The organism is Sporomusa sp. KB1, assembly GCF_007830295.1.
Classification (GTDB): Bacteria; Bacillota; Negativicutes; order Sporomusales; family Sporomusaceae; genus Sporomusa.
Window position 1 is genome coordinate 4,639,733 of sequence record NZ_VLKC01000002.1, and the last position, 15,054, is coordinate 4,654,786.

The window sequence follows — 15,054 nt, forward strand, 5'->3', positions numbered from 1 at the left end:
AGAAATAAGCAGTATTATTATTCGCATATACGATTGTGAGGGAAAATACGATGAAATATATTTCAATTGTTGTGCCTGTATATAATGAGCAGGAAAATGTGTCAGTATTTTATCAAGAAGTTTGTAAGCATATGGAGGCTACCGGTTATCCATTTGAGTTGATTTTTGTTGATGACGGTTCGAGTGATGAAACTACTCTTATTTTAAAGAAACTAACCCAACAAGATACCCGGGTCTGTGCGATTATTTTGGCTCGCAATTTTGGCCATCAAGTAGCATTGACTTGCGGTCTTGATCATGCGCGCGGTGACGCTGTTATTACTATGGATGGCGATATGCAACATCCGCCGGCAATGCTGCCACTTTTAATTAAAAAATGGGAAAATGGTTTTGAGGTTGTTCAGACGATTCGTAAGGATACGCAAGGTGTTTCCTGGTTTAAAGGGTTTACCTCCAGAATGTTTTATCGAACCATTAATGCCATGTCAAATATTGATATGGCTGAAGGTGGATCAGACTTCAGGCTGCTTGATCGAAAAGTAGTAGATACTTTTAAAAATTTTAAAGAAAAGGCAAGGTTTATTAGAGGCATTATTGGTGCCATGGGCTATCGACGGATACAGATCGAATTTGTAGCTCCCCAGCGTTTTGCCGGCAAATCTAAGTTTTCTTTAAAGAAAATGCTGAATTTCGCGCTTGATGGTATTACTGCTTATTCAAAATTACCATTGCGTTTGGCATTTTATATGGGCTTACTATCTGGCCTATTGAGCTTATTTTTAACAGTTGACGTAGTCTATACTAAATTGTTTACTACAGAGGCGGTTCCCGGCTGGGCTACGATTGCGGCCAGTGTGCTGCTGCTAGGCGGACTTCAGCTTGTAGGGCTGGGTATCATCGGTGAATATATTGGCCGGATTTTCGAGGAAGTAAAAGAGCGTCCCTTATATTGGATAAGCGATGAACTAAAAAGCAGTGTAGAAGTAAGAACTAAAAAACAGGAAACGGTAGCATGAGTTACGCTGAGAAAGTGAAGGCTACTAGTTATATGACTAAAAGAAGAGTGTGGCTCAATATAGTATTACTTTTATGTGTTGCCGGCGTCATTACATTCGCTTATTTGGGTAGCTTACCGCTGCTAGACCCTGATGAACCGGTATACGCGGAAACCGCCCGTGAAATGCTGCAATTTCATGATTTTATTTCCCCACGGATATATGGGGAGTTTTGGTATGATAAGCCGCCGATGTACTATTGGCTGGTTGCTGGTGCGTTTGAAATTTTTGGCAAAGGGGAATTTGCAGCCAGATTTCCATCCGCTTTGTTGGCAACAGCGGGAGCTGTATTGGTCTATTTGTCAGGGCGTAAGCTGTTTGGTGAACGTGCGGGCCTATTAGCCGGATTAATATTGGCAACAAGCCTGGAATACTTCTATTTAAGCAAGGCCGCTGTTACCGATGTTACGTTGACTTTTTTTCTGACAGCAGCGTTGCTTGCTTTTTTGCATGGTAAGTATTATCTTTTTTATGGTTGCGCCGCTTTCGCTGTTGTCACCAAGGGACCAATTGGAATCATCTTTTGTGGCGCAATACCAGGATTGTATTTACTAGCTGTTGGGAAATGGCCATTAATTAAACGCATGAAATTGCTGAGTGGAACAATGTTATTTCTTGTTATTGCGTTACCTTGGTATCTATTAATGTACCATTACCATGGAATGGCCTTTATTGAAACATTCCTGGGTTTTCACAACATAACGCGTTTTTTACAACCGGAGCATCCAGCCGGGAGTCTCTGGTATTACTATATTCCTGTTATATTAGTTGGCTTTTTTCCTTGGATAGCATTTATGGTGCAAGCTGTCTATGCTGCACTGAAGGATAAGGGAGCTAATCAGCACCAGCTTGTATTTCTAGTTATCTGGGCGGCAACTGTGTTTGGCTTTTTTACCTTGTCGCAAACAAAATTGGTTTCTTATATTTTACCGATGTATCCGCCGCTGGCGCTGGTGGTGGGGTGGTATTTTGACAAAGCATGGTCTGAAAAGCGATTTTCTGTATTAAAATCGTCAGCCACAATACTAACGGTTGTCGCCCTTATACTCGAAGCCGGACTACTTTATGCAGGTAAAGCGGTAATGTCTGGTTTATATTTTCCGGGTATGGTAACAGCGGTAGTGTTTGCCGTAGCAAATATTTTGGTGTGGTGGTTAAGTGTTCGACAGGATTTCCGTTCGGTATTTGCTGTCAATGTTGTTGCTATGTTGTTTTTTTCGACATATTTGGTGACTCAGTTACTGCCTGTTATAACGCCTGTATTTTCCATGAAGCCCTTTATTGAGGATTTCAATCAGTACTATGACGGGCAAAGTCAAGTATATGTAAAAAAAAGTTTCCGGCCTGGGTTCATGTTTTATAGCGGTATTCCAGGCAAAGAGATAAGCGGAGATGAGGCGCTTACCACATTGCTGGGTGAAAACACAGCTGCTTTCTTTATTGTCAAAGATACAGAGTATCGACAACTACCAGCCGCTTTACAAGATAAAGTCATAGTTCTGGCTACTAATAACGATAAAATCTTATTAGCCCATAAGGGTAACAATTAACTATGTGAAATTGCATGAACTCGTTTAAGCAAAGCAGAAACATCGGGGGTTCAAGTGGAGTTTACTCCACCTGAACCCCCGATGTTTAGCTTTACTGAACGAGTTCACGTTTGTTAAACAAATTTAGAGAAGAACGCGTTTCATTGTATTGCAGCAACTCACTTACAGTCACAAATTCGAACCCACGTTCACGAAGACGATCAATTATAGTACCCAGTGCTTTGGGTGTAGGTATTGGGTACTGCCCATCATGAAGTAGGATAATGCTGCCGGGCTGGACCGCATTCAATACTCTATCAACGACTTTTTCTGCAGGTGGACAACTCCAATCTTTAGGATCAACTGACCAAAGGATCACGGTATAGCCTTTTTGGCGTGCAGCCTCAATTATTTGTTGGTTATATGCTCCCCCAGGGGGTCTAAATAAGTTCGGTTTAGGAGCTATTGATTGAATTACTTCCTCTGCCTTATTGAATTCCTCATCAACCTTTTGCCGGCTTAAGTTAGGTAATGAGGCATGGCTATATGTGTGCACACCTATCTCATGATTGTCAGCTACTTCTTGAGCTACAATACCAGGAAAATCTTTGGCGTTGGTTCCGAGTACAAAAAAAGTAACTTTGACATTTTTTTCTCGAAGAATGGTTAAAATATCTGGTGTTACTTTATTATGAGGCCCATCATCTATTGTAAGGGCTACCACCTTCTGATTAGTGTGGACTCTGGAAATTACCTGGGTGTCATCCGACGTATATTGTTGTGTTAAACCAGCTATAGCTAACGAGAAAGCTAAAAAGTATAAACAAAAATGATGTCTTCTCATTGAATAGTCACCCTTTCTGTTTTTATCTTTTGCGGCGAGTTAAGGCTCCCGCCGATATTTCAGCTATGCTGAATAAGTTCACTGACAATAATTGTAAATCCCTTTAGCGATTGCCTCAGCAAGCTTAAGCTGATATTCCGGGGTCTGCAATAACTCACGTTCGTGCATATTTGTAATAAAGCCTACTTCAATGAGGGCTGCCGGGATTTTGTTACGACGCAACACAAAGTAATCAGCAGTTTTAACAGTATGTTTTGCTTGGGTAACGATACAGAGTTCACTTTGTATCGCTTCAGCCAATGTTTTGCTACTTTCAGATTTCTTATAGTAAAAAACTTCAGCGCCATGCTGTTTAGCATTAGGGACGGCATTGGCATGAATGCTAATAAACAAGTCTGCATCTGATTCTTCAACCATTTCCACTCGCGCTGCTAAATCGCGATGGTAGCGCCCACGAACTTTTTCATTATCGCATTCGGTACTCAATTCAACGTCTGTCTGACGAGACAATACAACTTTGGCACCATACTTGTTTAACATCTCCTTAAGCTGTAGTGCTACAGCCAAATTAATGTCTTTTTCAAGTACGTTTGGTCGATTTGCACCAGGGTCAATTCCGCCGTGACCTGCATCAACAACAATAACTTTGCCTGTTAAAGTATGGGTAGAATTATAGGCATAGATACTGCTTAATAAAAAAATAATAGGTAGTAAAAGTACAATACAATAACGTTTATTAAGACATAAAATCCACATGAAACCACCCCCTATAGGTCAACTATTTTATAGAGTAGCAAATAATATACGTTGCAAATTAAGGTGCCGCATAACATCCTTAGGTATTTAATTTGATGCTAACTATATGCAAGACGAAATGAAAATAGTAACTATTGTTCGAAAGGATTGCTATAATTTTGCGATACATATATTGGTTGAGTGGGATTGTTGCATGCATTGGGCTTTTGTTTTTCGGTATCTATCAAATTTATTTTTACTACCAGGAGAAACCTGAAGTAAGCGTAGCTCTGCCCTCGATTTCACTCATCCCGGATCAGACTAGAATGCTTGTTATAGCGCCTCACTGCGATGATGAAGTTTTAGGTTGTGCGGGGACTATCCAGGAAGTAATAAGAGCGGGCGGACAAGTCATGGTCGTTACAATGACCAATGGCGACGGCTTTACGTTTGCGGTTGAGGAGCAAATTCATCAGATTTTCCTTACCCGGGATGACTACATTCAATCTGGATACGTCCGTCAGAATGAGTTGCTACGAGCCTTACACCGGTTGGGGGTGGATGAAAACCAAATTGCTTTTCTCGGCTACCCTGACAGAGGTCTTCGGGCTCTTTGGACAGAATATTGGGATAAAAACCAGCCTTATAAATCCCGGTATACTGGTAAAGATCACTCCCCGTACAGCAACAGCTATCGGCCTAATACTCCTTATGCCGGAGAAGCCGTAATGGATGACCTGGAAACAATTCTACGTGAGTTTAAGCCTAACGTAATTTTTTTGCCACACCCAGCCGACGAACATCCTGATCATGCAGCGACTTGGAGTTTCATCTCTGCTGTTGTTACCAAAGTCGTCAATAATGGCATATTGTCAAAGCCAAAGTTATATGCATATCTCGTTCATCGTGGCGACTTTCCAATTCCTCATGGGTATAGTCCGGACGCAGCGCTACTGCCGCCAAAGCCGCTTTATAGTTACAGTCGGCAATGGCAGGTTTATGCATTAACTTCAGAACAGGAGTCAATCAAAGAAACTGCGCTTAATGAATATGTGAGCCAATTACGCGTTCCAATTATGTCTAGCCTGCTGCGTAGTTTTATCCGGAGAAATGAATTGTTTGAAGAAGTTGATATTCCTGTTGTTGTATCTCAGACTTCCCATTTAGAACTAGCAGAGATTACTAACTGGGTGAACCAACAACCGCTGCTAGTGTATCCGAAAAGTGTAAGTGCCCTAGGCGCTTTAGCACGTAAAGCAAGGGTAGAAGCACTTGCCTGCGTGGTTCAGGATACATCTTTATGGTTTCGATTTTACATACCGGGTTTCTCAGAGCATCATAAGCAATATCAAGTGCTTATTGTCAGTTTTCAGTTAAATAACGGTACGCTTACTCGTGCTAAAAGAACCTTTTCTTTTAGCACGAATAGTACTGATCAAGAAAATATAAAGCGGTTAAACGACGATGTGATTATTAAAGTTCCATTTGCTGATCAGGAGCTGCCAGATTACTTTCTTATTCAAATATTGACAAAGGACCGCTTTGGGGTAACTATTGATCATACGGCTTGGCAACAGATTCAGATAAAATATGCGGCAAATGCACCAAGCTCACTATAAACTAATTAAGGCTTGACAACGGTTTCCAGGAATGATATCCTATTCACATAGTAAAAAACTAAATATGCACGAGATAGGTGCCTTAAGGGCTTAATAGGGAAGTCCGGTTAAATGCCGGCGCGGTCCCGCCACTGTAACGGGGAGCAAGCTTAAGATATGCCACTGGGATAATAGTCTTGGGAAGGTTTAAGCAAGTAACGATCCGAAGTCAGGAGAACTGCCTATCTGACAATCACCGTTTGTTACCCACGAGGTATGGGGAGGAGATTACAGTAGGCGCTTTTGGCGTTCTGAGTTAATTTACTCCTGGTTTTATACGCCAGGAGTTTTGTATGTACTCTACTGTTTATTACTCTCAACTTTTAGCGGTTGAGAGTTTTAATATTTAATGCCATTTTTCTTTTCTACACTCCTTTTGAACATTGCGCTTTTTTGCGCGGGTCATTTTGACCCTTACTTTTTACAATTCTGCCATGATATAAATAAAACCAAATAACGCAAGCGGTAAGTTTATCTTGGGTACAAGTCAAGACTCCCGCCTCTATAGGCGGCGTTAATTCAGGTGGAGTAGACTCTCCAGCTGAATCCCCAATGTTTCAGCTATGCTGAAACGAGTTCACTTATTATTCACGAAAATATGGAGGTGAATTGAGTTCTCTGTAAATTTCCATTAAATATTTGTACTAAATAAGGAGTGAAGAATTTTGAAAAAAAGCATTTGGATTATGATGACCTTATTTTTGATGACAGTATGTTTTGGGGTCCTTACTATTGGACAAAAAACCTATGCTGCCGAAGCAACAGCAGGGAAAAAAGCAATTTTGGTTGTAAGTTTTGGCACTACTTTTGCTGATACGCGTAAAATTACAACAGAAGCGGTTGAAGACAAAATTAAAGCTGCTTTCCCCGATTATGAAGTTCGCCATGCATTTACCTCTCGTATTATTATTAAACGATTAGCTGATCGTGATGGATTGCACTTTGATACAGAAAAACAGGCACTTGATAAATTGAAAGCCGATGGTTATAAAGAAATTATTATTCAGCCGCTGCATATGGAAGCTGGTGATGAATATGCAAAACTTATGCATGTAGTTGACAATTATAAGAAATCCTTTGATAAAATTTCCGTTGGTCGCCCGCTCCTGTACTACACAGGACAAGAGGGGGAAAAACCGGATGATTATTTGATGGCCATTAAAGCAATGCAAACTCAATTTCCTAAATTAGGAAGAGGTGAAGCAATTGCCCTAATGGGTCATGGCGGCGTAAATCCTTCTAACGCAGCCTATGCAGCCCTTCAAATGAAAATTCAGGATGCGGGTTTAAAAAATGTTTTTGTATTTACAGTAGAGGGTTATCCTACCATTGAAAATGTGATTAAGGAATTAAAAGACAATAAAATTAAAAAAGTTACTTTAATGCCAATTATGTTGGTTGCCGGTGATCATGCAAATAACGATATGGCTGGTGACGATAAAGAATCCTTTAAATCGCAGTTGATCGCCGCTGGATTCAAGGTAGAAACCTATATTCATGGACTCGGTGAAAATGTTGGCATTCAGAATATCTATGTACAGCATGTAAAAGATGCTATTACAGGAGCTTATATCGAAAGAAGCAAAGATCGTCCGGCCATTCCGGTTATTAATTAGACACAACTTTTTTATAAAAGAAAATTAAATATATTTGAGATAGGTGCCTTAAGGGCTTAATAGGGAAGACCGGTTTAATGCCGGCACGGTCCCGCCACTGTAACGGGGAGCAAGCTTAAGATATGCCACTGGGATGTATTTCCTGGGAAGGTTTAAGCAAGCCAAGATCCGAAGTCAGGAGAACTGCCTATCTGACAATCACCGTGTTACCCACGAGGTATGGGGAGGGGATTCAGTAGGCACTTTCAAAGTGTACCTAGCTTAACTCGCTTACTGGTTATTACTCCTGACTTTTCACGGTCAGGAGTTTTAATATTTTAGGCCATTTTTCTTTACGCTCCTTAAGAACTTTGCGCCGTTGGCGCGGGTCATCAATATTGACCCTTTCTTTTTTCAATTCTGCTATGACATAAATAATAGATTTTATACAAGGAGGCTGCTTATACGACGATAAAATAAAAAAATGCATCCCTTAGAAAATACAGGGGCTGCATTTTTTTATCGCTAAAAAAGGGGGAAAGCATTTGCCCAGCAAAAAAACACTGACCGTTTTAGTGACAGTGCTGTTAGTATTGCTGACAATTACTGGTCAGGCCCAGGATGACCTGTCTTTTTCCTGCCAAATTCCCTATTATCTCGGAAAAGTCAGAGATTCTGTGACATCTGGTGCGCAAACAGCAGCGCTGTTTAGTATTGAAAACCGTGATTCAACCGCTAAAACGATAGTCGTGACAATCACCCTGCCAACAGGTTTTAAGCCTGCTGCTTCTCAGGAGAATTGGGAGATAAAAGAGCAAACAGACCATTATGTTCTAACAAGACAGCAACTGCTGGCAGGCGGTTACAGCCAGTGGTATGACCTGCTGTCCTTTCAAGTGGCATCAGAGCTGCCGCCTGGTAAGTATACAGCTGCTGTTACAGCCGGAGAAATTACGCAGCAGGTGCCAATTAACGTAGGTGCGGGAACTGGTGATGCTGCCACGCCTGTGACCATAGCAGGTATTGTTTTACCTTTGGATAAAGACGGCAAAACAGATGACCGTATGGGCCGCAGCGTCTTAGTGCTGCGAGACCGGCAATGGGACTATTACAAAAATGTGTTGTCCGACAAAGGCGCCTCTAATCAGGAAATTGAAGCCATTCATCCGGTAACGCATTTGGGAGTGGATATTGTAAATCCATCCGGAATACAGAAGCTGGCTGTTGTTACCGTTCGTCTGTTGGATGCAGCCAGTCATCAGCCGGTGAACGGCTTGTTTACTCCTGGCGCGACCAGTGAAGATGTAAATGGTGGCGCGCTGGATAGTCAAAAGAATTATTTAGAAGCCTTTACGGCCTTAAATGGTGACTCCTGGCAACGTCTGCAGATACCGGTGTATGCAGATGAGCGTGATTTGACTGGTGGCACTTACATTCTCCAGGCAGAGCTACAAGACGGAATAAAGCCGCCGTTGGTATGTGAAATGCCGTTTACTGTTATAAAAAAAGACAGCAAGGCGCTGGTAGTGGTCAGTATAGCAACGCTTATGGTACTGGCAGGTCTGTTTGTGGTACTTAGTCGTTTGCGGCAAGTGCTGACGGTGTTGAAAACACGCTGGCTGGTAACTATCGCCTTGTTTGGTGCGGCTGCGTTTGCGGTAGTCAATGTACCATCTACCTTGCTAAATGATTTTTTCCACATTCTGTTGGGGCCGTTCGGCTTTTTGCTTACTGGCCTGTTTAGTGGTGTATTTCTCTATATGCTGGTGGTGGCACTGGTTATCTTAATTCCCCGGCCAGGTGTAGTGGCACTTATGACTCTTGTGCGTATGCTCTTAGGCATGCTGGCTTTTGGGCAAATTTCACCCATTAGTTTACTGACCTATGGTATGCATGCGCTATTGCTGGAGCTCTTGATTTACAGCAGCGGGATGTATGATTGGTTGCAAAAACAGGAAGATGAAAGCATACCCTGGGGCAAAATCGTGCTTTTGGCTATTAGCTGCGGCGTGGCTGATACTATTTCTACATATGTAGGGTTGCAGGCGATGGCGTTTTTGTATCGCATGTATTATGCTGCTTGGTATATTGCTTTGGTTTTGCTTGTTAACGGATTTATCTATACAGTTATCGGAGCGGCCTGTGGCACAGCCTTAGGCAAACGATTAGCCAGAGTGGGAGGGGATTGACAGGATGGACAGTATGGTACAGTTTTGTAATGTTTCATTTACCTACAAGCATCGCAGTACTCCCAGTGTAAACAATGTCAGTCTTCAGGTTTTGCCCGGAGACTTCTTGCTGCTGACCGGAGCAACAGGTTGTGGTAAAAGTACGTTGCTAAAGATGATCAATGGCTTGATTCCTCATGAAAGCGGCGGCAAACTGGCAGGAGAAATCTTTGTCGCTGGCCGGTCTACGCGTGATTTTGCTGTGGCTGAGATGAGCCGTACGGTGGGTATGGTATTTCAAAACCCGGATGATCAGATTTTTTCAACTACAGTGTTTGATGAAGCAGCCTTTGTACTGGAAAATATGGGAATGCCATTGGCCAAAATTGAGCCACAGGTCAAGGAAGCGCTGCAACTGGTAGGGCTTTTAGATAAGGCTGAAGCCAGTGTACATGCTTTGTCAGGCGGACAAAAGCAGCGATTAGCAGTGGCGGCTGTACTGGCAGCTGAACCACTGGTATTGGCCCTGGATGAACCCATTAGCCAGCTTGACCCGCAGGGAGCGGTGGAGTTATTGTCGGTCTTAAAACAGCTGAATGCTAATCTGGGAATTACCATTATCATTGTTGAGCACCGGTTGCATGAGGTATTGCCCTTATGTCACAAGGTTGCCATTATGGATGCCGGCAAGCTCATTTGGCAGGGAAAATGTGAGGCGGCCTATGGCCGCCAGGAACTGTTCGCAGCCTATGGCCTCCGGTTGCCGCAACCTGTTACCATCTGTCACCAATTAGGAGTTGCGGTGAGTTCGGCCAAGGTCAGCGAGGCTGTGGCAGCCATTCGGCAATGCTATACTGTTCCTCACTATGAGGTGATAGCGGCTGCGACAGCACCGGGCAGACTGGAGGAGTTGCGGTCAAAGCTACCAGCTGCTACAGTCCGGAGGCTATCTTTTTACTATGATAAGCCGATGAATTTGGTACTCAAAGAGGTTGACCTAACACTTTTTCCTGGGCAATTTGTTGCTCTTATGGGGAGTAATGGGGCGGGTAAGTCCACTTTGCTGCACTTGATTGGCGGTTTATTCAGACCAACAGCAGGATCAATAACGGTATTGGGGCAAGAGCTTACAGCGGTGTCGCCGGCAGTTGGCATGGTTTTACAAAACCCGGATTTCATGCTATTTAATAGCACCGTACGGGAGGAAATTGGTTTTAGCTTACAGCAGCAGCATAAAGGAGATGCTTATGGTTGGACAGGGTATTGCCAGCTGCTGGTAGATAAGCTGGGATTAAGCGGCTTGGAAGAAGATTTTCCGTTAGCATTAAGCCGGGGGCAGCGGCTCAGGGTGGCCATTGCCGCCGTACTGTCCAGCAGGCCGCCTGTCCTGCTCTTGGATGAGCCGACAACAGGCCAGGATATTGGACATATTGAAGATATTGCGTTGCTGCTCAAGGAATATACCAGCCAAGGTGGCAGTATTGTTTTTTGTACCCATGATACGGAAGTGGCAGCACGGTTTGCAGATCGCATTGTCGTTATGCACCAGGGAAAAATTGTGGCTGATGATGCGCCCATTGCCATTTTTCAGCAGCAGGCGATACTGAAGGCCAGCGGACTTAAACCGCCTGCAGTCCTGCTTACCGCCCAGGCTTTGTACAGTGGTACAGCACTTACCGTAGAGGAGGTGGTAGGGTATGTACGACAGACATGTATGGGAAGCTACACCGGGGAAAACCCTGCTTCATAAGATTGATGTCCGTACTAAAATGGTGTTATTACTCCTGCTGGCAGTTGTGGTGCTGATTGTAGACAGCCCGCGTTCGCTATTTCTGCTATTTGGTCTGGCTCTTAGCCTGCATGTTATTGCCCGGTCATCCCCTGGCCGATGGCGCATACTTATGGTCTTTATCCTGCTTGGCATCTGGGGATCAATGACAAGCCAGGCCCTATTTTACAGCAGAGAACCGCGAACCATTATTGCTTGCCTGCTGGCGCCGGCTACACCGGGTATTGGCGCATTGACCGGCGGAGTATATATCTACCGGGAGGGTCTGGAATACGGTGCTGTGCAAGCGCTGCGTTCAGGCACGATGCTAACCCTGGGTTTATTAATTAACTGGACTTCTGACCCGCGGCAACTGCTGCGCAGTTTGTTGTCCTGGAAGCTGCCTTATGAATTAGGTTTTATGGTGCTAACTGGCCTCAGGTTTTTGCCTGTCATCTTTCAAGAGACTGGTATTGTACTGACAGCGCAGCGCCTTAGAGGATTTAACCCCTTTAGAGCACTATCACCCCAGCGCCTGATTCAAACGGCTTTTCAAACATTGTTTCCTATTTTAGCACGGACGCTGCGCCGGGCGGCGACGTTGGCTTCTTCTGTCGAAAGTCGCGGTTTTGGCCGGGAAACACCGCAGGCAGCATTACCAGTATGGTCACACCAGGAACGTTTTTTTTGTCATACCATGCTACTGACTGTGTGTGGTCTAATACTCTTAAAAATCATGGATGCACTGCAATTTAACGGACTTTACTATGTGTCCTCCTGGCGGGGGGTATATGATTTGATGAAAGTGTGGCTGTAAGGTGATGCAAAAGTTTATCACGACAGGGATTACCCTCTTATTTATTGGTACGCTGGGATTACTAGCTGCACATATTTTTGGCATGAACAGCCATATGAGCTTTTCAAGCAAACAAAGTGGTACACAGACCGGCGCTTATGGCAAAGTAATGGAAACTGTCTTAGGACAAATTGAGGTATATAACTACCAGCGAATGGGCTTTAATAAAGGGTTTATCCGCTTTTCCCCTGACAGCAAATTTCTGGCAGTTGGATCGGAAACAGGGGAAGTGTTGCTCTATACTACCAAAGGAAGCCTTGTCTGGCGTAAAAATATGGGCTTAGGAAAGCTGGCGGCGCTGGAGTTTTCGTCAGATGGGCAGTCGGTGCTTGTTGGCGAAACCAGCCAGCAGGGCTGGATATTTAGTTTAAGTGTTAAGGACGGTAGTGAGTTATGGCGCCAATCCAGTGTAAATGAACTGGGTGTCAATATTAAGGAAAAAACCTATCCCGGCATAGTGGCCATCCGGACAGATGCAGCAGGTATGATTTACGCTGTTGCCCAGCGGTATATCAAGCATGCTGATGGGCACAACGAGTATGCTGGCCGTATTTATAAATTTACGCCTGCCGGAGAACAGGTGGGAACTTTCCCTGGCAATCACAATCTGGACTCTTGGGTAAGCTGGATAAGTGTAGCTGCAGCAGGTGATAAGGCTGCCTTTGCTACGGCTAATTTTGATGTGGCGAAATACAAGTATGATCAGAATATCTATTGTCTGGACGGCCAGCTGAAGACCGTGTTGTGGAGTAAGTATATTGACGTAGTATCACCCTATCAGAATGTTACCATGCGCACAAGTACTGATATTACCCCCGATGGGCGGTATATCACCGGTATTGCCAGCGACGGTCGGTGCTTTTTATTTGACAGTGAGCAGGGGCAGGAAGTGTGGCGGCGCAGTATCAGCCAACCGCAAAAAATCGGCGGCGTATATATCAACGCCACCGGTAACTACAGTCAATTGTTGGGTGAATATGCTGTATTTACAACCGGTAATACCTACAACCGCGCCAATTGGCAACTGCCAACCCCGGTAGAACATCCTAATTCCAACAGCTTGTTTGTGTTTGATTTACAAGGCAAGCTAATGAATAACTATAAATTTGGCGGCATGATTGAGGAAATTGCAGCAGGCAATACGTTAGCAGCCTTAGCAATCGGCAGGAATGTACGTTCCAAAGATCCGTCAGTGCATGGTTTGTATATTGTTACAATACCGGAAACCCACCTGGTTGATTACGCAGCGACCAGCGGCGGCCCGTGTGTTGCTGCCGCTATCAGCGCGGATGGACAGTATGCAGCTGGAATAGAAGCGCCCCTGCAATTAGATGATGGCCAGGTTATCGGGGAGTATAAGCTAACCTTGTTGACCCAAAAAAAACTGTGAAATCACATAAGAAACCTGCTTGCAAAAATGGGAATAAGTTCCCGGGCAGAACTGACTAGTAAATAGTGTCACTTTGGACAGAGCAGTTTAGGGGGTGGATTTTTTTGAAACACCAAAAAATTGAACAGCTAACTCAAAAGCTTTTGGATTGCGGCTATTATCCTTATCAGATTAAGCAGATCATCAGCGATGCCATGGAGAGTGATACACCAACTGACACTGGCATTTCGAAAGAACAATTGGTTATTGATGTCCTTGAAAGTTATGTGGAATTTGGAGCCAAGTGCAAAAGGGAAAAAATTTAACTGACAAACTATAACAAACGTATTTTATTCTAAAGAAAATTAGTTACGGCAAAAACTTTTTCGAAAGGAGAAAAAAACTATGCGGCAGTTAATTAGCCTGTCGAACTGGGGCAGCAACCAGGAGTTCAGCTATGCTCAGTTGGACTGGCTGGAACCCTTGCTAATGCGTCGTCAGCTCGCCGGCATCGAAATATACCTTGACAGTTGCGGGAACCCTAAGTTGTTGCCCTCACAATGGATTCAGGGAGCTCACTTCTCAATGGGTGATTCCTGGCTGGCTTTCTGGCGGCAGGACCTGCAGATACTGCTGGCTCAATTCGGCAGCAAAGCGGGAATTAAAACCTACTATGGTGGCTTGACCCGGGACGAATGGCTGGAAGGCTGCCGGCAGCAGATTACCACCGCCCGGGCAGCAGGAGCCAGGTATCTCGTCTTTCCGATCAGCGAGGTTAAGCCCTGGGAAATCTATACGTGGCAGTTTGGCGCCACCGACGACGAAGTTGTTACTGCCGCTATTGAGATCATTAATGAACTGGCACCCCATATCCCGGACAATATGGCGCTCTTGTTTGTAAACCAGTGGTGGCCGGGCCTGAGACTGCTGGATAAGAAAATAGCGGCCAAACTAATTCGCGGGGTAAAACATCCCAATGTTGGTTTCATGCTGGACACGGGACACCTGATGAATACCAACCAAAATCTAAAGACTGAGGTTGAGGGTGTGGATTATATTCTGGCAGTACTGAACAAACTGGGGTCGTATCGGCGGTATATCCGGGGCTTGCACTTAAGTTGCTCGTTATCAGGAGAATATGTACAGCGCCAGCAACAGCAAGGAGACGGGTACAGTCATGGAACACTGGAACGCTTGGCACATCGGCTGCGTATCGACGAACAGCGGTCCTTTCGGGTGCCGGCTGTCAAGCGCATTATCTACGCTGTGAAACCAGAGGTGTTGGTGCATCATTTCCGAATGGAATCAGTAAGTGACTGGGAGCGGAAAATCCGGCGCCAGCAGGAGGCATTGCTCAGTCCGGCCGACCGGCGGCGACAAGGAGTCAGTATCAAAAATAAATAATAAATCTGACTGTTAGCGCGGGCAGGTTCATTATGCAGGATGCGGATAAATTGGCAAAGACTGTGACTGCGAT

The 15,054-nt window shown here is 44.4% G+C and carries 12 protein-coding genes and 2 riboswitches; of the genes, 10 read left to right on the forward strand and 2 right to left on the reverse strand.

Annotation, left to right across the window (positions count from 1 at the left end; all coding sequences use genetic code 11):
- Positions 1-50 precede the first annotated feature (50 nt).
- Entirely contained in the window at positions 51-1,016 is a 966-nt protein-coding gene (locus SALPA_RS25550) for a glycosyltransferase family 2 protein (protein WP_145100714.1), read from the forward strand.
- Positions 1,013-2,605, forward strand: coding sequence for a glycosyltransferase family 39 protein (locus SALPA_RS25555; RefSeq protein ID WP_255451356.1), 1,593 nt, complete (start codon positions 1,013-1,015; stop codon positions 2,603-2,605). The genes SALPA_RS25550 and SALPA_RS25555 overlap by 4 nt, the downstream gene beginning before the upstream one ends.
- 91 nt (positions 2,606-2,696) lie before the next feature.
- Here SALPA_RS25555 and SALPA_RS25560 read toward each other — a convergent pair whose 3' ends face one another.
- Both SALPA_RS25560 and SALPA_RS25565 read right to left on the reverse strand, forming a co-directional pair.
- Complete coding sequence (locus tag SALPA_RS25560; RefSeq protein WP_145100717.1) at positions 2,697-3,428, reverse strand: polysaccharide deacetylase family protein; 732 nt, start codon at positions 3,426-3,428, stop codon at positions 2,697-2,699.
- Positions 3,429-3,506: 78 nt separating this feature from the next.
- A complete protein-coding gene (locus SALPA_RS25565; protein ID WP_145100720.1) occupies positions 3,507-4,184 on the reverse strand; it encodes an N-acetylmuramoyl-L-alanine amidase in 678 nt (225 codons plus the stop codon).
- Positions 4,185-4,360: 176 nt separating this feature from the next.
- Between SALPA_RS25565 and SALPA_RS25570 the strand changes: the two genes are divergently transcribed.
- From SALPA_RS25570 to SALPA_RS25605, 8 genes are all read left to right on the forward strand, one after another.
- A complete protein-coding gene (locus tag SALPA_RS25570) occupies positions 4,361-5,782 on the forward strand; it encodes a PIG-L deacetylase family protein (RefSeq protein ID WP_222428117.1) in 1,422 nt (473 codons plus the stop codon).
- Positions 5,783-5,840: 58 nt separating this feature from the next.
- Positions 5,841-6,022, forward strand: a riboswitch (cobalamin riboswitch).
- 464 nt (positions 6,023-6,486) lie between these two features.
- On the forward strand, positions 6,487-7,437 hold the full coding sequence (locus SALPA_RS25575; protein WP_255451357.1) for a sirohydrochlorin cobaltochelatase: 951 nt from the start codon (positions 6,487-6,489) through the stop codon (positions 7,435-7,437).
- Positions 7,438-7,461: 24 nt separating this feature from the next.
- Positions 7,462-7,643, forward strand: a riboswitch (cobalamin riboswitch).
- A gap of 318 nt (positions 7,644-7,961) precedes the next feature.
- A complete protein-coding gene (locus tag SALPA_RS25580) occupies positions 7,962-9,605 on the forward strand; it encodes a hypothetical protein (RefSeq protein WP_145100725.1) in 1,644 nt (547 codons plus the stop codon).
- A 4-nt stretch (positions 9,606-9,609) separates the two neighbouring features.
- Positions 9,610-11,334, forward strand: a complete 1,725-nt coding sequence (locus tag SALPA_RS25585) for an ABC transporter ATP-binding protein (protein ID WP_145100728.1) — start codon at positions 9,610-9,612, stop codon at positions 11,332-11,334.
- The gene (locus SALPA_RS25590) at positions 11,282-12,169 is read left to right on the forward strand and encodes an energy-coupling factor transporter transmembrane protein EcfT (protein WP_145100731.1); all 888 of its coding nucleotides are present in this window, start codon (positions 11,282-11,284) and stop codon (positions 12,167-12,169) included. The genes SALPA_RS25585 and SALPA_RS25590 overlap by 53 nt, the downstream gene beginning before the upstream one ends.
- Positions 12,170-12,173: 4 nt before the next feature.
- Positions 12,174-13,598, forward strand: a complete 1,425-nt coding sequence (locus SALPA_RS25595) for a PQQ-binding-like beta-propeller repeat protein (RefSeq protein WP_145100735.1) — start codon at positions 12,174-12,176, stop codon at positions 13,596-13,598.
- Positions 13,599-13,702: 104 nt separating this feature from the next.
- Complete coding sequence (locus SALPA_RS25600; protein WP_145100738.1) at positions 13,703-13,903, forward strand: hypothetical protein; 201 nt, start codon at positions 13,703-13,705, stop codon at positions 13,901-13,903.
- A gap of 79 nt (positions 13,904-13,982) precedes the next feature.
- Positions 13,983-14,981 (forward strand): sugar phosphate isomerase/epimerase, encoded by a 999-nt coding sequence (locus tag SALPA_RS25605; RefSeq protein ID WP_145100741.1) that lies wholly within the window; start codon positions 13,983-13,985, stop codon positions 14,979-14,981.
- Positions 14,982-15,054 lie beyond the last annotated feature (73 nt).